Raw genomic sequence first — 16,071 nt, 5'->3', positions numbered from 1 at the left:
CCTCAGCCCTCCTCGCGGATCTGGCGTCCGGTCAGCTTGAGGAACAGGTCTTCGAGGTTCGCCGGGCGGTGCAGCGTGCGCAGCCCCGGCACCGTGGCCAGCGCATCGAGCAGCGCCCGCGCGTCCTGCGTGTAGAAAAAGACCGTATCGCCGCTGACTTCCACGCGCTCGGCCAGGGAGCGCAGCGGCGCGTGGGCGGTGCCCAGCGCACCTTGCCCGTAGACCTCGACCACATCGGGCTCGAGATGTTGCGCGATCAGGGCACGCGGCGTGCCCTCGGCGATCGCGCGGCCGCGGTCCATGACGAGAAGCCGCGTGCACAGGCGCTCCGCCTCGTCCATGAAGTGCGTGCTCAGCAGGATCGACTTGCCCTGCTGCAGCAGCAGCTGCAGCCGCTCCCACATCAGGTGGCGCGCCTGAGGGTCGAGCCCGGTCGTCGGTTCGTCCAGCAGCAGCAGGCGCGGATCGTTCACGAGTGCGCGCGCGAGGCTCAGGCGCCGGCGCATGCCGCCCGAGAGATCCCCCGGGCGCGCGTGCGCCTTGTGGGTGAGCGCGGCGAACTCCAGCAGCCGGGGGATGCGCTCGCGGATGCGCGCTACCGGCATGCGGAAGTAGCGGCCGTAGACGAGCAGGTTCTCGGCGCAGCTCAGATCGGGGTCGAGCGAGTCGAACTGGCTGACCACGCCCAGCTGCGCCTTGATCGCCATCGCATCGCGCGGCATCGACAGGCCGAGCGCGCGGATGCTGCCGCCATCGGGCACCGTGAGCCCGAGGCACATGCGCAAGGTGGTGGTCTTGCCGGCGCCGTTCGGCCCCAGCACGCCGAGGCATTCGCCGGCCTGAATGCGAAACGAGAGCTCGCGCACCACGGCGGCGCCGCCATAGTGCTTGGTCAGGCGGTCGGCCTCGAAGAGCGGCGCGGCGGTCTCGGACATGTGGGCGCCATTCTCACCCGCTCTGCCTGACTCCTGCGCCCCCGTAGAATCCGGGCCGACCCGTACCGACCCGCACCGATCAGCCCCCGTGTTTCCTCCCCTGTCCATCCAGCGGCAATACATGCTGCCCAAGCGCCTGCTGACGCAGCTGGCGGGCGCCGTCGCGTCGATGCGGGCCGGTGCGGTCACGCATGCGCTGATCCGCCGCTTCGTGGCGCACTATGGCGTCGATATGCAGGAGGCCGCCGACCCGCGCATCGAAAGCTATCCGAGCTTCAACGAATTCTTCACGCGGCCGCTGCGCGTAGGTGCGCGCCCGATCGCCGACACGCCCTTCGTCTGCCCCGTCGATGCGGCCATCAGCCAGTTCGGACCCATCGAGCACGACCAGATCTTCCAGGCCAAGGGGCACAGCTACTCCACCACCGCGCTGCTCGCCGGCGACGCGCAGCTTGCACGCCAGTTCGACCACGGCCACTTCGCGACGCTCTATCTCGCGCCGCGGGACTACCACCGTATCCACATGCCCTGCGACGGGCGCCTGCTGCGCATGCTGTACGTGCCGGGGGACCTGTTCTCGGTCAACCCGGTGACGGCGCGCCACGTGCCCGGTCTCTTCGCGCGAAACGAGCGCGTGGTCTGTGTCTTCGAGACTGCGTGGGGTCCCTTCGTGAACGTGCTCGTCGGCGCCACGATCGTCGGCAGTGTCGCCACCACCTGGCACGGCGTGGTCAATCCGCCGCGCACGCGCGACGTGCGGCAATGGCGTTACGAAGACCAGCAGATCGTGCTGCGCAAGGGGCAGGAGATGGGCCGGTTCCTGCTTGGCTCCACCGTGGTCATGCTGTTCCCGCGCGGCGTGGTGACCTTCCGCCCCGACTGGGCGCCGGCGCGCGCGGTGCGACTCGGAGAAGCGATGGCGACGGCCGCGACGGCGGGCACGCCGGCCGGCTGATCACGGCCCGACCACCAGCTACTGGAAGGCCACTTCGTCGAAGCTGCGCAGCTTGCGGCTGTGCAGCCGTTTGGAGCCGCCTTCGCGCAGGATCTCGATCGCGCGCATCCCGATGCGCAGGTGTTGATCGACGCGTTCGCGATAAAACTGGTTTGCCATGCCGGGCAGCTTGATCTCGCCGTGCAGCGGCTTGTCGCTCACGCACAGCAGCGTGCCGTAGGGCACGCGAAAGCGGAACCCGTTGGCCGCGATGGTGGCGCTCTCCATGTCCAGCGCCACCGCGCGGCTCTGGCTGAATCGGCGCTGCGCCTTGTTGCCCGCCAACAGCTCCCAGTTGCGGTTGTCGGTGCTGGCGACGGTGCCGGTGCGCATGATGCGCTTGAGATCGGCACCCTCGCAGCGGGTCACGTCGGCCACGGCGCGCTCCAGCGCGAGCTGGATTTCCGCCAGCGCGGGTATGGGCACCCACAGCGGCAGGTCTTCGTCGAGCACGTGGTCCTCGCGCACATAGGCGTGCGCCAGCACGTAGTCTCCCAGCTGCTGGCTGCTGCGCAGCCCGGCACAGTGCCCCAGCATCATCCAGGCGTGCGGACGCAGCACCGCGATGTGGTCGGTGATGGTCTTGGCGTTGGCCGGCCCGACGCCGATGTTCACCATCGTGATGCCGCCGCGGCCCGGGCGCAGCAGATGGTAGGCCGGCATCTGCGGCAGCCGCGGCGGCGCCACGCCGGGGAGGGACGGGCCGGTGGTGTCGGCGGGCAGGCCCACGCGCGTGGTCACGACGTTCCCCGGCTCGACGAACGCCGAATATTCGCTCGTCGCGTCGGCCATGGCCTCGTGTCCGAGGCGCACGAACTCGTCGATGTAGAACTGGTAGTTGGTGAACAGCACGAAGTTCTGGAACCACTCGGGCGCCGTACCCGTGTAGTGGCGCAGCCGATGCAGCGAGTAATCGACGCGCGCTGCCGGGAACAGCGACAGCGGCTGCGCCTCGCCGGGGCCCGATTCCCAGGTGCCGTTGGCGATGCCGTCGTCCATGGCCTCGAGGTCGGGCAAGTCGAACAGGTCGCGCATCAGCACGCGCCGCTCGGGCGGCATCGTGCCCTCGATGTGGTCGTTTTCGGCGAAGGAGAAGTGCACCGGTATGGGGTGCGTGCTGGTGCCCACCTCGAGTTGCACGCCATGGTTTTGCTGCAGCAGCCGGAATTGCTCGAGGTAGTAGCCGGCATAGAGGTCGGGGCGCGTGAGCGTGGTCTCGTAGCGCCCGGCCTGGGCCACGAAGCCGTACGACAGGCCCAGGTTCTCCAGCACCTGCTGGCGCACGGCGCTCTCTACATGTATGCGCACGTACGGATAGCACGCGCGCACGCGGCCGGGGAGCGACTCGCCCGCGGTGAAGCGCTGGACGGCGTCGCGCAAGTGCGCAATCTGCTGCGCGTACACCGCGCGCACCTGCGCCAGTGCACCTTCGGGATCGTCGTGACGCGTGGGTTCGACGAAGCTTGGCATGTGGGGCATGCGGCCTATTGTGCCCACGCAGATCGCGTACGCACATGGCGGCTCAGGAGGAGGGCGAGCGTCCTACAGCGCGTTACGAATCCACCTGACGTTACAACTTATGCCCGGTCTGCGACATTGGCTCCACATCGTTTCGCCCCACAACTCAAACGAACTTCAAGGAGTCCCAAAGAATGGAAAACGTAATCACGGCCAACCCGTTTGCCCTGATGACCGACCCCGCCTCCGTGCGTCAGATGGTCGAGCGCTCCGAGCAATTGAGCAAACTGAGCCAGCGTACCTGCCATCCGCTGGATCGTGCCGTGATCCGCAGTGCCAGCGCAGAACTGGCCGCCTTCGACTCCAAGATCGACCGCACCACGATCTACCTGCCGCCCGAGGAAGACAAGTCGCAGGCGATCACGCGCTCGTACGGCCAGACCGTGAACTGAACGCCCGCGGCCCGCGCTTCGTCCGCGCGGCCGCGTCGCATGCGGCATCCAGGCCGCGCCGTCAAGCCGCCCCGCCCCAGCGTGGCGGCTTCGTCGTTTCTGGGGCGGCGCGCGCAGGCGGTGCGCGAGGCGGGCGGCGCTATCATGCCGCGCATGACCAGTGCCGTTTCCCGGGGGGCCCAGGCCCTGCGCGCGGGCCGTGCGCCGCTGCGGTGGCTCGCGGGCTGGGGTCGCATCGCGTGGCTGGGTGCCGTGCTGTCGGTGCTTGCGCTGTCGCCCTCGAGCTGGCGCGACCCCGCCACGCGCCATGCGCTGGCGCGTCATGCCTACACCGACACCGCCCCCATCCTTCCCGGTTTCACCTGTCTGAGCGCCTTGCTCACCGTGGTGATCACACGCATCGTCACCGTCACGGCCAGCAGCTACGGGCTTTCCCAGTACGCCCTCGAGATGGTGGTTCGGGTGCTGGTGCTCGAACTGATTCCCCTGGGCGCCGCCCTGGTGGTGGCGCTGCGCTGCACCATTCCCAACGGCGCGGCGCTCGCGCAGATGCGACGGCGAGGCCGCTTCGACGAGGCGCTCAGGCGCGGGGCCGACCCCTTGGCCACCGAAGCCGTGCCACGCATGGTGGCAGGCATCTTTTCGACCCTCACCCTTGCGGCGCTCTCCAGCGTCGTAGGCATGGTGCTGGCCTACCTGGCCGTCTACGGCTTCACCGAGGCGGGGCTCGCGGCCTACGCACGCATGTTCGGCCGTGTGTTCGACGGCACCGTCTCTCTCATCTTCGTGCTCAAGACCGTGCTTTTCAGCCTCGCGGTGTCCGTGATCCCGCTGGCTTCGGCTCTGCAGGATGGGCCCGCGCGCGGCTCACGCGAAAGCGCTGCGCTGCAGGGTCTGGTGCGCATGTTCGCCGTGCTGCTGCTACTCGAGGCCGCTTCGCTGATCGGCAACTACTACTGATTCCATGGCTTCCCCAGACGAGACGACGGTCCTGCCCGAGCCGGGCACCTCCGCGCCGGTGCCCCACCTGGCGTTGAAGGCGCGGCTCTTGCTGCTGTTCACGCTGCTGCTGATTGCGGCGGCCACCACTTACGTGCTGTATGCGCGGGGAGTCTTCGAGCCGACGCAGACGCTGGTGCTGACGACCGACGACTCCGAGGGCGTGAGCGCCGGTATGGACATGACCTTTTCCGGTTTCCCCATCGGCCGGGTACGCCGCGTCGAGCTGGGGCCCACCGGCGAGGTCCGCATCCTGATCGACGTGGCCACCGAAGATGCGCACTGGCTGCGCACCAGCAGCGTCTTCACGCTGGTGCGGGGCCTGGTCGGCGGCACGGCAATCAAGGCCTACACCGGCGTGCTCACCGACCCGCCGCTGCCCGACGGAGCGGTGCGCCCGGTGCTGCGCGGCGATGCGACGGCCGACGTGCCGCGGGTCATCGGCAGCGCCCGCGAGGTGATGGAGAACCTGTCGGCACTCACCCGCCCGGACGGCGAACTGCGCGCCACCCTGGCCAACATGCAGGCCGCAACGGCCAGGCTCCAGGGCAATCAGGGAGCGCTCGGCCTGCTGTTCGGCAACGAGGCCGACGCGCGCAAGCTGGTGACCACGCTCGAACGCACCAACGCGCTGCTCGCGCGCGCCGACCAGCTCACCGCCCGAGCCGACTCGCAGGTGTTTGGGGACGCCGGCGTGGTGACGCAGGTGCGCGCCACGGTCGGCCAGATCAACGGGCTGCTGGCCGACACCCGCGCCAGCCTGCGCCGCATCGACGCGGTGCTCGACGAAGCCAAGGGCATCGCCACGGACGTGCGTGGCGCGACCGGCGAGCTCGGGCAGCTGCGCGGCGAAGTCGAGGCCAACCTGCGCAAGATCGACGCGCTCGTCAACGACATCAACCGTCGCTGGCCGTTCGCCCGCGACCGCGAGGTGCGGCTGCCATGAGCGGCGCACTGCCGTGGCGACGCACGCTGGCCACGTGCCTGGCGGCGCTCGCCCTTGCGGGATGCGGCACCGGCGGGCCGCCGCCGCCGCCGTGGCGCGGCGAGGCGGCGGCGGCCCTCGAGCGCTACCAGCAGGCGGTTCTCACCGGCGCAGAGCGCGTGGCGCAGGCCGACTTCCGGCGCGCCCGCGATGCGCTGGCCGCGACCGGCGACGCCACGCTGGTGGCCCGGGCCGAACTCACCCGGTGTGCGATGCAGGTGGCCGTGCTCGACTTCCGCGATTGCGCCGGCTTCGAGTCGCTGCGCGGCGATGTCGCGCCGCCCGAACACGCCTACGCCGCCTACCTGTCCGGTCTGCCACTGAGCGCTGCGCAGGTGGGGCTGCTGCCGGTGCAGCATCGGCCCGTTGCCGAGCCGGCGCGCGCGGCAACGCCGGATGCGGCGGCCTTGCGCGCGATCGAAGACCCGGTAGCGCGGCTTGTCGCCGCCGGCGTGCTGCTGCGGGGGGGGCGCGCCGCGCCAGCCGTGGCAGAGCTCGCGGCCGACACGGCATCCGCCCAAGGCTGGCGCCGCCCCCTGCTCGCCTGGCTGGGGGTTCAGCTGCGGCTGGCCGAGCGTTCCGGCGATGGCGAGCGGGTACAGCAGCTGCAGCGGCGGATGGCGCTGGTCGCGGGGGAAGAAGCGGCGCGCGACGGGCAGGGCGCGCGTCCCTGAACGTACTGGCTGTGCCCGCGCGCCGGCGGCAGCTGGCACGCGTGGCGAGCAGCGGCGGCACCGGCTGCAGTCGGCCGCTGGACCAATAGAAGCGCGCCGAACTGGACCACGCGGCGCCGGGCGCGCCGTTCGTCGTGGTCCAGGGCTTCCGAGGGCGGAGCCTGCACCTGCGCCAGAGGTGCTGCGCTTCCTGCGCACGCGAGGGAGTCGGGCTGGAAGTGCACGCCCGCGGGCAGCGGCGCAGCGACGCTGCCGAAGATGGGGAGTCCGCCCTGAGTCACTGTAGCCAAGTGTGGACGTGCCGCAGCGCCGATGCGGTCTTGGCATGCGCGTGCGCGTGCGTGCCGCAGATACAAGGAAGCCGCGGCATGGCGGCAGGAACGCGAAAGCCGCGCATCCCTGCGGCAAAGAAAAAGCCGCGGCATTGCCGCGGCCGGGTAAGGCTGGAGACCGGGCCGACCTGCGCCAGCCCGGAACAGCGCCTCAGGGTTTGCTGGCGGTAGGGAACGGCCAGGCAGCCTGCGGGTTCAGCGTCGTTTGCGCTGCGGGTGCGGCGGCGGCAGCAGGTGCCCCGGCGGGCGCAGCGGCAGCAGGCGCTTTCGCAGCTTTCTTGGCGGCCGGCTTCTTGGCGGCCTTTTTCGCGGCGGGCTTCTTCGCAGCCGGCTTCTTGGCTGCGGCCGACTTCTTGGCCGCGGCCTTCTTCGCCGGCGCCGCCTTCTTCGCGGAGGCGGCCTTCTTCGCTGGCGCCGCCTTTTTCGCGGAGGCTGCCTTTTTCGCCGGCGCCGCCTTCTTCGTCGCGCTGGCCTTCTTCGCCGGAGCGGCCTTCTTGGCGGTCGCCTTCTTCGCGGTCGCCTTCTTCGCCGGTGCCGCCTTCTTGGCCGGAGCAGCCTTCTTCGCCGGAGCGGCCTTCTTGGCCGGTGCCGCTTTCTTGGCGGTCACTTTCTTGGCGCTTGCCTTCTTGGCCGGGGCGGCCTTCTTCGCCGGAGCGGCCTTCTTGGCGGCCGTGGCCTTCTTCGCCGGTGCCTTCTTGGCGGCCGGAGCCTTCTTCGCAGCGGCCTTCTTGGCGGCCGGTTTCTTTGCAGTTGCCATCACATTCTCCTGTTCAAGTTGATCAACATCAACGAAAGAAGCACTCCGCACCTGTTGGGGGCGCCGAGCGATTCGGGCGGCTGGGTCCGGACCCAACCGCCTGAACACCATGGCCCGCGGCGCTGGTCGGCTCTCGGGCCGGCTCAGCGCCGCGGGCGAATCTCACCTCACCTCGTATCCACTGTCGCAGTTGCCATCAATCCCATGAAAGCGCGCCACCCGACTGGTACTCGATCACGCGGGTTTCGAAGAAATTGCGCTCTTTCTTCAAGTCGATCATTTCACTCATCCAGGGGAACGGGTTTTCCTCGTTCGGGAAGAGTGCCTCCAGGCCGATCTGCGTGGCGCGCCGGTTCGCGATGTAGCGCAGATAGCCCTTGAACATGGACGCGTTCAGACCCAGCACGCCGCGCGGCATGGTGTCTTCGGCGTAGCGGTATTCGAGCTCGACGGCCTTCAGGAACAGCGCCTTGATCTCGGCCTTGAACTCCGCCGTCCACAGGTGCGGGTTCTCGAGTTTCAGCTGGTTGATCAGGTCGATGCCGAAATTGCAGTGCATCGACTCGTCGCGCAGGATGTACTGGTACTGCTCGGCGGCGCCGGTCATCTTGTTCTGCCGCCCGAGCGCGAGGATCTGGGTGAAGCCGACGTAGAAGAACAACCCCTCCATCAGGCAGGCGAAAACGATCAGGCTCTTGAGCAGGGTCTGGTCGGCCTCCGGCGTGCCGGTGCGGAAGTTCGGATCCATGATCGCGTCGATGAACGGGATCAGGAACTGGTCCTTGTCGCGGATGGACGCGACCTCGTGGTAGGCGTTGAAGATCTCGCTCTCGTCCAGGCCCAGCGACTCCACGATGTACTGGTAGGCGTGGGTGTGGATCGCTTCCTCAAAGGCCTGGCGCAGCAGGAACTGGCGGCACTCGGGCGCGGTGATGTGCCGGTAGGTGCCCAGCACGATGTTGTTGGCGGCGAGTGAATCGGCGGTGACGAAGAAGCCCAGATTGCGCTTGATGATGCGGCGCTCGTCCTCGGTAAGGCCGTTCGGGTCTTTCCAAGTGGCGATGTCGCGGGTCATGTTCACTTCCTGCGGCATCCAGTGGTTGGCGCAGGTGGCGAGGTACTTTTCCCAGGCCCACTTGTACTTGAAGGGCACCAGCTGGTTGACGTCGGTCTGGCCGTTGATGATGCGCTTGTCGGCGGCACTCACGCGGCGCGTGCTGGGTGCCTGGGCGGACGTGGCGGCAGCTACCTGGACCGGGGGCACCGTGGAGGAACGCGAGGAGGCGGGGAGCGCAGCGTGTGCCGCGCGGGAAGCGACTGCGGGAGCGAGCTGCAGATTCGCGAGGGAAGATGCGGGCTCCTGGCTGCCGGTCAGGCTGCCGGGGCGGCTAGCTGGCGATGTGGGCGTGACGTCGTCGTCCCAGGTCAACATAGGTTTTCCAATGCTCTCATTATGAGAGCAGCAATGTGGAATGCAAAGTGCACGTTCACATCACCGCTCGATTGTGTTGCTCAATTGCGTCGATGCAATGTCGGAGAACTCCGACAGATCGACGCACGCATCACGTGCTCACTGGCACGCTTCGCAGCCCGGGTCGTCGATCGCGCAGAACTTGATGTCGGTCGCGGGCGCCGCGTTCATCTGGGCCTGCGCTGCGGCGGCCGCCGCTTCGAGCGGGCTCATGACCGCAGAAGGCGCTGCGCCCGACGACACCGCGTTGAGACGACCCGAGGTCACGGTAGATTTCTCGGTGTGCGTGGCACTGATGGTGCGCAGGTAATAGGTGGTCTTCAGGCCGCGCGTCCAGGCCAGCTTGTAGGTGTCGTCGAGCTTCTTGCCCGAGACGCCCGCCATGTAGATGTTGAGCGACTGCGCCTGGTCGATCCACTTCTGCCGGCGTGCCGCGGCCTCCACCAGCCACTGCGGTTCCACCTCGAAGGCGGTCGCGTACAGCGCCTTCACTTCCTGCGGCACACGGTCGATCGGGCGCAGCGAGCCGTCGAAGTGCTTGAGGTCCATGACCATCACGTCGTCCCACAGGCCCAGTCGCTTGAGGTCGTGCACCAGGTAGTGGTTGATGACGGTGAACTCGCCCGACAGGTTCGACTTGACCGACAGGTTGCCGAAGCAGGGCTCGATGGACGCATCGACACCGATGATGTTGGAGATGGTGGCGGTGGGGGCGATGGCCACGCAGTTGGAGTTGCGCATGCCGTCCTGCGCGATCTTGCGGCGCAGCGCATCCCAGTCGAGCGTGCTGGAGCGATCCACCTCGACATAGCCGCCGCGGGCCTTGGCCAGCAGGTCGAGCGTGTCCGGCGGCAGGATTCCCTTGTCCCAGAGCGAGCCCTTGTAGCTCGAGTAGCGGCCGCGCTCGCGGGCCAGTTCGGTGGAGGCCCAGTAGGCGTGGTAGCACACCGCTTCCATCGAGCGGTCGGCGAACTCCACCGCTTCCTGCGAAGCGTAGGGAATGCGCAGCTCGTACAGCGCGTCCTGGAAGGCCATGACGCCCAGGCCCACCGGGCGGTGGCGCAGGTTGGAGTCGCGTGCCTTCTTCACCGCGTAGTAGTTGATGTCGATCACGTTGTCGAGCATGCGCATGGCCACCGTGATGGTGCGCTTGAGCTTGTCGTGGTCGATGCCGCCGTCCTTCAGGTGCTGGCGCAGGTTGATCGAGCCCAGGTTGCAGACGGCCGTTTCGGTGTCGCTGGTGTTGAGCGTGATCTCGGTGCACAGGTTGGACGAGTGCACGACGCCGGCGTGCTGCTGCGGCGAGCGCACGTTGCAGGCGTCCTTGAAGGTGATCCAGGGGTGCCCGGTCTCGAACAGCATCGTGAGCATCTTGCGCCACAGGTCGGCGGCCTGCACGGTCTTGCTCGGCTTGATCTCGCCGCGGCGGGCCTTGTCTTCGTAGGCGACGTAGGCTTTTTCGAAGTCGGCGCCGAACAGGTCGTGCAGCTCGGGCACGCTGGAGGGCGAGAACAGCGTCCACTCGCCCTTTTCCACGACGCGGCGCATGAACAGGTCGGGAATCCAGTTGGCCGTGTTCATGTCGTGCGTGCGGCGGCGGTCGTCGCCGGTGTTCTTGCGCAGCTCCAGGAACTCCTCGATGTCCAGGTGCCAGGTTTCCAGGTAGGTGCAGACGGCGCCCTTGCGCTTGCCGCCCTGGTTCACGGCCACGGCGGTGTCGTTGACCACCTTGAGGAAGGGCACGACGCCCTGCGACTCGCCGTTGGTGCCCTTGATATGGCTGCCCAGCGCGCGCACGCGGGTCCAGTCGTTGCCGAGGCCGCCGGCGAACTTGGACAGCAGTGCGTTTTCCTTGATGGACTCGTAGATTCCGTCCAGGTCGTCCGGCACGGTGGTGAGATAGCACGAGGAGAGCTGCGAGCGCAGCGTGCCGCTGTTGAAGAGCGTCGGGGTGCTCGACATGAAGTCGAAACTGGAGAGCACCTCGTAGAACTCGATGGCACGCGCTTCGCGGTCGATCTCGTTGAGCGCCAGGCCCATGGCGACTCGCATGAAGAACGCCTGCGGCAGCTCGATGCGGCTCTTGCGCACGTGCAGGAAATAGCGGTCGTACAGCGTCTGCAGCCCCAGGTAGTCGAAGTTGAGGTCGCGCTCGGCCTTCAGCGCGGCCCCCAGGCGCTTGAGGTCGTACTGCAGCAGTTCGGGGTTGAGCAGCTCGTTGTCGACGCCCTTCTTGATGAAGCCGGGGAAATAGTCGGCGTACGAGCCGGCCATTTCCGCGGGCGGCAGGTCGCGCCCCAGCACCTCCTTGAAGATGGTGTGCAGCAGCAGGCGGGCCGTCGCGTAGGTGTAGTCGGGGTCCTTCTCGATCAGCGTGCGCGCGGCCAGGATGGAGGCCTTGTAGACCTCGTCCATCGGCACACCGTCATACAGATTGCGCAGCGTTTCGGCCACGATGGGCTCGGGGCGGACATCGGCGCCGAGGTTGGCGCAGGCGCTGTGGATCAAGCCGGTGAGGTGCCCGAGGTCCAGGGCGACGCGCTCGCCGCCTTCGATCACGTGCAGGACGGCCTGCGGCGCCGCCGGCGCTTCGGCCTGCTTGGCGCGCTCCTGGGCGCGGCGCTCGCGGTACAGCACATAGGCGCGGGCGATCTCGTGATGGCCGCCGCGCATCAGGCCGAGTTCGACCTGGTCCTGGACGTCTTCGATGTGGAAGGTGCCGCCGCCGGGGCGCGAGCGCATCAGGGCCCGCACCACCGCCTGGGTCAGCCCGTCTACCGTCTCGCGTACGCTGGCCGAGGCCGCGCCCTGGGTGCCGTGCACCGCCAGGAAGGCCTTCATCATGGCGATGGCAATCTTGTCCGGCTCGAAGGGCACGACAGCGCCATTGCGGCGAATGATCTGGTAGTGCGACAGGGGCTGGCCGCTCGCGCCGGCGAGGGCGCCGTGGCCCGTGCTCGACATGGTGGCGCCGGCGTAGGCGGCAGCGGTGGGGGTGCTCAGGGCAGTCTGCATGTTTCCTCTTGTATGTGACTTCGGGGAACGCGGCTCCGCAGGAGGGGCCGGCTGTTTTTTCTTATGGGAGAAAAGGCGTCCGAGCCACTATATCTAGCGTCAATAGCTGTGGCAAGACACCACAGGTGGTGTTTTTGCAAGACTGGAAAATTTTCGGCTTGCATGCTTGCGGATGCTGTGCGAGGCAGGTCCGTGGCTGTTTGCGCACCCGTGCGGGCGAGGCTGTGGAGGTGCGCGAAGGCAGCCGCGCGCGGTGCGCCTCAGGCCGCGAACTGCGCGTCCGGCCAGCCCGACGCGTTGCGCAGGCGCCGCCAGTCGAAGCCCGGCCCCGGATCGCGCTTGCGCCCGGGCGCGATGTGCTCGTGGCCGGCGATGTGCCCGATTGCATAGCGCTGACCGATGGCCGCGAGGATGGCCGCGAGCGCCTCGTACTGGGCGTCCTCGAAGTGCTCGCCCTCGAGGCCTTCGAGTTCGATGCCGATGGAGTCGTCGTTGCAGCGCTCGCGCCCGCGCCATCGCGAGACGCCGGCGTGCCAGGCGCGCGCATCGCAATCGACGAACTGCCAGAGCTCGCCGCCGCGCCGCACATAGAAATGCGCCGACACCTGCGTGCCGCGGATCGACTGGAAATACGGGTGAGCATCCCAGTCGAGCGTGTTGCAGAACAGCTGCTGGACCTGGTCGCCTCCGTACTCGCCCGGGGGCAGGCTGATGGAGTGCAGCACCACCAGGTCGATGCGCGCATCGGGCGGACGGGGGCCGAAGTTGGGCGAATCGAGCCTGCGTGCGAAGCGGTACCAGCCGCCGTCCCACAGCCCGTCGGCCGCGGCGGGCGGCCTCTGCTCAGGCGCGTTCGTCATGGACTTCATCACCGGGGCAGGAAATCGCCAGGCGGGCGATGCGGTAGCGGATCTGGCGCAGGCTGATGCCCAGGCGCTGGGCCGCCGCCGTGCGGTTGAAGCCGCACTCGCGCAGCGTGCGCACGAGGATGTCGCGCTCGCGGGCGTCGAGCCACGCCTGCAGGTCGGACGGGATGAGCTCGCCCGTGCCCGACGCGCCGGCCATCTCATGCGCCGGCGCACCGGGCGCATCGGCCGTGGGCGAGTCATCGACCTGCAGCGCGCCGCCCTCGTACAGCGCCACGGCACGGTGCAGGAGGTTTTCGAGTTCGCGCACGTTGCCCGGCAGCGGATGGGCCTGCAACTGCGCCAGCACCTCCGGCGAGAGCTGCGGCACCGGCATGCCGGTCTCGTGGGCGATGCGCACGAGCAGGGCCTCGCACAGTTCGGGCAGGTCGTCCCGCCGCTCTCGCAGAGGCGGGATGGAGATCTCGATCACGTTGAGCCGGTAGAACAGGTCCTGGCGGAAGCGCCCGGCCTGAACTTCGGCCACCAGGTCCTTGTGGGTCGCGCTCACCACGCGCACATCGACGGCGTCTTCCTGGGTGGAACCGATGGGGCGTACGCGCCGCTCCTGGATGGCGCGCAGCAGCTTCGATTGCATCGGCAGCGGCAGGTCGCCGATCTCGTCGAGAAAGAGCGTTCCGCCTTCGGCCGCCTGGAAGTAGCCGTCGCGGTCGTGCGTGGCGCCGGTATAGGAGCCTTTGCGCGCGCCGAAGAATTCGGCCTCCAGCAGGTTCTCTGGAATGGCGCCGCAGTTCACCGCGACGAAGGGGCGGTCCGCGCGGTGGCTGCAATCGTGGATGGCGCGGGCCACGAGCTCCTTGCCGGTGCCCGATTCGCCGCGCACCAGCACCGGCGCCATGCTGCGCGCGACCTTCGCCACCCGGTCCTTGACCTGCTGCATGGCGCGCGAGCGGCCCACCAGGCGCCGCAGCGCGGCCATGCCAGTGGCCGCGGGCTCGCCTTCGACCGCCGCTTGGGGCCGCGGCGCCGCGTTGGGCCGGCTGCGGCCCGCGGCATCGTGGATGGCCGACGCCACGACGTTGCGGAACTGCTTCAGATCGACCGGCTTGGTGAGGTAGTCGAAGGCCCCGGCCTTGAGCGCCTCCACAGCGTTCTCGGCCGAGCCGTACGCGGTCATGACCACGCAGCGTTCGGGGCGTTGCTGCGCGGTGAGGCTGTGCAGCAGGTCGAGGCCCAGGCCATCGGGCAGGCGCATGTCGGAGATGACGACATCGAAGCGCTGCGCTGCCAGCAGCTCGCGCGCGCCGGCGAGGTCGGCCGCCGCCTCCACCCGATAGCCTTCACGCAGCAGCGTGAGCTCGTACAGGGTGCGCAGGTCGGGCTCGTCATCCACGACAAGGACCTGTGCGGCAACGGCTGGGGCGGTCATCAGCCCTGGATTCTGGCAGCGGCCGTGGGCACCCCGGCCGCACGCCCGGGAGCGGTGCGGAAGTGCACGAAGAATTCGTTGCCTTCGCGCGACGCGTCCAGCGGCGCGCGGCAGCGGCGGTAGCCGATCTGCGCGCCATGGCGCTCGCACAGCTCGCGGCAGATGTACAGCCCCAGGCCGCTGGAGCGGCTCTGCGACGAGAAGAACGGCTCGAAGAGATGACGTTGCACCGACGGATCGAGCGGCGCGCCGTCGCTCCAGACGCGCAGGCTGGCCTGGCCGCCCAGCAGGCCGGTGGCGACCTGGATCGCATCGGGCGCCGGGCCGGCATGCCGCGCCGCGTTGTCCAGCAGGTTCACCAGCACGCGGCGCAGGTGCGCCGGCTCGAACACCACCTGGTGCGCGTTGGTGCGCAGGCGCCGGAACATGCGTCCGGAGGCACCCGAAGCGGCGGCCCACTCGTCGCAGGCGACGGCGATCGCCGCGTCCAGCGCCACCGGCTCCGCGTGGGAGGGCGCGTGCTGGCGCACCCGTGCGACGTCGAGCACTTCATCGACGATCTGCGCCAGCCGCTGCGCGTTCTGGCGCACCAGCGCGCTGAGCTGGCGCTGGCCGGCGTCGCTCAGCTCTTCGTCGAGCAGGGCGTTGGCCTGCGTGATCGCCGCCAGCGGGTTGCGGATCTCGTGGGCCACCGCCGCCGACATGCGGCCCATCGCGGCCAGCTTCTCGGTGCGCAGGCGCGCTTCGAGCTCGCGCAGGTCTTCCAGGAACACCACGCACAGGCCGCCGCGGCCGTCGGCCTCGGTGCCGGCCAGCCGCGTGCGCACCAGCACCCGGCGCGGCGGCTCCCCTTCGCGGTGGAGTGCGATCTCGCTCAGTTGCATGGCCTGGTAATCGACCGTGCGCTGCGTCAGCTCGAGCAGCGGCAGCCAGCCCGCCTCCTGCGACAGCGCCATGCCAGGCGCGTTCCCGACCGTGACGCCCAGCACTGCGCAGGCGGTCGGGTTGGCCGCGCGGATGCGGCCACGCGCATCCACTACCAGGATGCCGTCGGCCAAGGATTCGATGACCAGCTCGTTCACCTGGGCCTGCAGGCGCGCGGCCTCTTCGCTTTCGCGCGACTTTTCTTCCTCGCGGGCCAGGCGCCCCGACAGCTGGTAGGCCAGCGCCGCCAGCGCGAAGTAGCCCAGGCCGGTCAGGCCCGCCTGGAAGAAGCGCTGCGCGGCTTCGGCCGGCAGCTCGGCCGCGCGCAGCCAGGCTTCGGCCAGCAGGAGCAGGGCCACGGCCGCGGCCGTGCCGAACGCGAGCGATGCCGCCCCCAGCACCGACGCCATGAGCACCGGCACCGCGAACAGGGGCATGAAGGTCATGCCGCCGGCCTGCATGTACTGAAGCACCGAGATGGCCACCAGATCGATGCCGATGGTGGCCAGCCACAGAGGCCCCAATTCACGACGCGGCGGGCGCTCGACCAGGCGCACGCAAACGGTCGCGATGAGGTAGAGAAGGCAGATGCCGAGCAGCAGGTCGTTTGCGGGCGCCGGTTGCACCACCGAGAACAGCGCCGCAAGGACCAGCAGCAGCACCGAGGCGACCACCACGCGTGCGTTGGCAAAGCCGCGCCAGAGCCGCACGAAGGCGGAGCTCTGGCCGGCCGGCACCTCGCGGGGCAGGGCGCCCCAGGGCGCGACGGACACCGGCCCA

General features: G+C 68.9%; 13 protein-coding genes. 5 read left to right on the top strand and 8 right to left on the bottom strand.

Going from position 1 to position 16,071, the window contains the following annotated elements; genetic code table 11:
- Window positions 1-2: 2 nt before the first annotated feature.
- Window positions 3-935 carry an ATP-binding cassette domain-containing protein gene (locus tag WG922_RS02215; RefSeq protein WP_340280331.1) on the bottom strand — a complete coding sequence of 311 codons (933 nt, stop codon included), beginning with the start codon at window positions 933-935 and terminating at the stop codon, window positions 3-5.
- Between the two features lie 121 nt (window positions 936-1,056).
- Here WG922_RS02215 and asd point away from each other — a divergent pair, with 121 nt between their 5' ends.
- The gene (gene asd / locus WG922_RS02210) at window positions 1,057-1,890 is read left to right on the top strand and encodes an archaetidylserine decarboxylase (protein WP_340280490.1); all 834 of its coding nucleotides are present in this window, start codon (window positions 1,057-1,059) and stop codon (window positions 1,888-1,890) included.
- Between the two features lie 18 nt (window positions 1,891-1,908).
- Here the strand turns inward: asd and WG922_RS02205 are convergent, their stop codons facing one another.
- A complete protein-coding gene (locus tag WG922_RS02205) occupies window positions 1,909-3,408 on the bottom strand; it encodes an AMP nucleosidase (RefSeq protein WP_340280330.1) in 1,500 nt (499 codons plus the stop codon).
- Window positions 3,409-3,581: 173 nt separating this feature from the next.
- On the opposite strand from WG922_RS02205, the gene WG922_RS02200 reads away from it, so the two are divergent.
- The 4 genes from WG922_RS02200 to WG922_RS02185 all read left to right on the top strand — a co-directional run bounded on the left by WG922_RS02200 (window position 3,582) and on the right by WG922_RS02185 (window position 6,497).
- Window positions 3,582-3,839, top strand: coding sequence for a hypothetical protein (locus tag WG922_RS02200; RefSeq protein ID WP_340280329.1), 258 nt, complete (start codon window positions 3,582-3,584; stop codon window positions 3,837-3,839).
- Between the two features lie 153 nt (window positions 3,840-3,992).
- Window positions 3,993-4,799 carry an MlaE family ABC transporter permease gene (locus WG922_RS02195; protein WP_340280328.1) on the top strand — a complete coding sequence of 269 codons (807 nt, stop codon included), beginning with the start codon at window positions 3,993-3,995 and terminating at the stop codon, window positions 4,797-4,799.
- Window positions 4,800-4,803: 4 nt separating this feature from the next.
- On the top strand, window positions 4,804-5,784 hold the full coding sequence (locus WG922_RS02190; protein WP_340280326.1) for an MlaD family protein: 981 nt from the start codon (window positions 4,804-4,806) through the stop codon (window positions 5,782-5,784).
- Complete coding sequence (locus WG922_RS02185) at window positions 5,781-6,497, top strand: hypothetical protein (RefSeq protein ID WP_340280325.1); 717 nt, start codon at window positions 5,781-5,783, stop codon at window positions 6,495-6,497. Before WG922_RS02190 ends, WG922_RS02185 begins: the two co-directional genes overlap by 4 nt.
- 483 nt (window positions 6,498-6,980) lie before the next feature.
- Here WG922_RS02185 and WG922_RS02180 read toward each other — a convergent pair whose 3' ends face one another.
- From WG922_RS02180 to WG922_RS02155, 6 genes are all read right to left on the bottom strand, one after another.
- Entirely contained in the window at window positions 6,981-7,586 is a 606-nt protein-coding gene (locus WG922_RS02180; RefSeq protein ID WP_340280488.1) for a histone, read from the bottom strand.
- 196 nt (window positions 7,587-7,782) lie between these two features.
- Entirely contained in the window at window positions 7,783-9,018 is a 1,236-nt protein-coding gene (locus WG922_RS02175; protein WP_340280324.1) for a ribonucleotide-diphosphate reductase subunit beta, read from the bottom strand.
- Between the two features lie 138 nt (window positions 9,019-9,156).
- Window positions 9,157-12,021 carry a ribonucleoside-diphosphate reductase subunit alpha gene (locus tag WG922_RS02170; RefSeq protein WP_340280487.1) on the bottom strand — a complete coding sequence of 955 codons (2,865 nt, stop codon included), beginning with the start codon at window positions 12,019-12,021 and terminating at the stop codon, window positions 9,157-9,159.
- A 311-nt stretch (window positions 12,022-12,332) separates the two neighbouring features.
- Complete coding sequence (gene ampD, locus WG922_RS02165; RefSeq protein ID WP_340280323.1) at window positions 12,333-12,932, bottom strand: 1,6-anhydro-N-acetylmuramyl-L-alanine amidase AmpD; 600 nt, start codon at window positions 12,930-12,932, stop codon at window positions 12,333-12,335.
- Window positions 12,916-14,367: a sigma-54-dependent transcriptional regulator gene (locus WG922_RS02160; protein WP_340280322.1), complete on the bottom strand. Its 1,452-nt coding sequence runs from the start codon at window positions 14,365-14,367 to the stop codon at window positions 12,916-12,918. The genes ampD and WG922_RS02160 overlap by 17 nt, the downstream gene beginning before the upstream one ends.
- Window positions 14,367-16,064: a sensor histidine kinase gene (locus WG922_RS02155; protein WP_340280321.1), complete on the bottom strand. Its 1,698-nt coding sequence runs from the start codon at window positions 16,062-16,064 to the stop codon at window positions 14,367-14,369. Before WG922_RS02155 ends, WG922_RS02160 begins: the two co-directional genes overlap by 1 nt.
- Window positions 16,065-16,071 lie beyond the last annotated feature (7 nt).

This window comes from Ramlibacter sp. AN1015 (assembly GCF_037726105.1).
Taxonomy (GTDB): domain Bacteria; phylum Pseudomonadota; class Gammaproteobacteria; order Burkholderiales; family Burkholderiaceae_C; genus Ramlibacter.
This window is presented reverse-complemented; position numbering and strand designations above follow the sequence as displayed.

Excerpts from the sequence above, each read along its gene's own strand:
- WG922_RS02215 (WP_340280331.1), bottom strand. The coding sequence starts at position 935 with ATGTCCGAGACCGCCGCGCCGCTCTTCGAGGCCGACCGCCTGACCAAG.
- asd (WP_340280490.1), top strand. The coding sequence starts at position 1,057 with ATGCTGCCCAAGCGCCTGCTGACGCAGCTGGCGGGCGCCGTCGCGTCG.
- WG922_RS02205 (WP_340280330.1), bottom strand. The coding sequence starts at position 3,408 with ATGCCCCACATGCCAAGCTTCGTCGAACCCACGCGTCACGACGATCCC.
- WG922_RS02200 (WP_340280329.1), top strand. The coding sequence starts at position 3,582 with ATGGAAAACGTAATCACGGCCAACCCGTTTGCCCTGATGACCGACCCC.
- WG922_RS02195 (WP_340280328.1), top strand. The coding sequence starts at position 3,993 with ATGACCAGTGCCGTTTCCCGGGGGGCCCAGGCCCTGCGCGCGGGCCGT.
- WG922_RS02190 (WP_340280326.1), top strand. The coding sequence starts at position 4,804 with ATGGCTTCCCCAGACGAGACGACGGTCCTGCCCGAGCCGGGCACCTCC.
- WG922_RS02185 (WP_340280325.1), top strand. The coding sequence starts at position 5,781 with ATGAGCGGCGCACTGCCGTGGCGACGCACGCTGGCCACGTGCCTGGCG.
- WG922_RS02180 (WP_340280488.1), bottom strand. The coding sequence starts at position 7,586 with ATGGCAACTGCAAAGAAACCGGCCGCCAAGAAGGCCGCTGCGAAGAAG.
- WG922_RS02175 (WP_340280324.1), bottom strand. The coding sequence starts at position 9,018 with ATGTTGACCTGGGACGACGACGTCACGCCCACATCGCCAGCTAGCCGC.
- WG922_RS02170 (WP_340280487.1), bottom strand. The coding sequence starts at position 12,021 with ATGTCGAGCACGGGCCACGGCGCCCTCGCCGGCGCGAGCGGCCAGCCC.
- ampD (WP_340280323.1), bottom strand. The coding sequence starts at position 12,932 with ATGACGAACGCGCCTGAGCAGAGGCCGCCCGCCGCGGCCGACGGGCTG.
- WG922_RS02160 (WP_340280322.1), bottom strand. The coding sequence starts at position 14,367 with ATGACCGCCCCAGCCGTTGCCGCACAGGTCCTTGTCGTGGATGACGAG.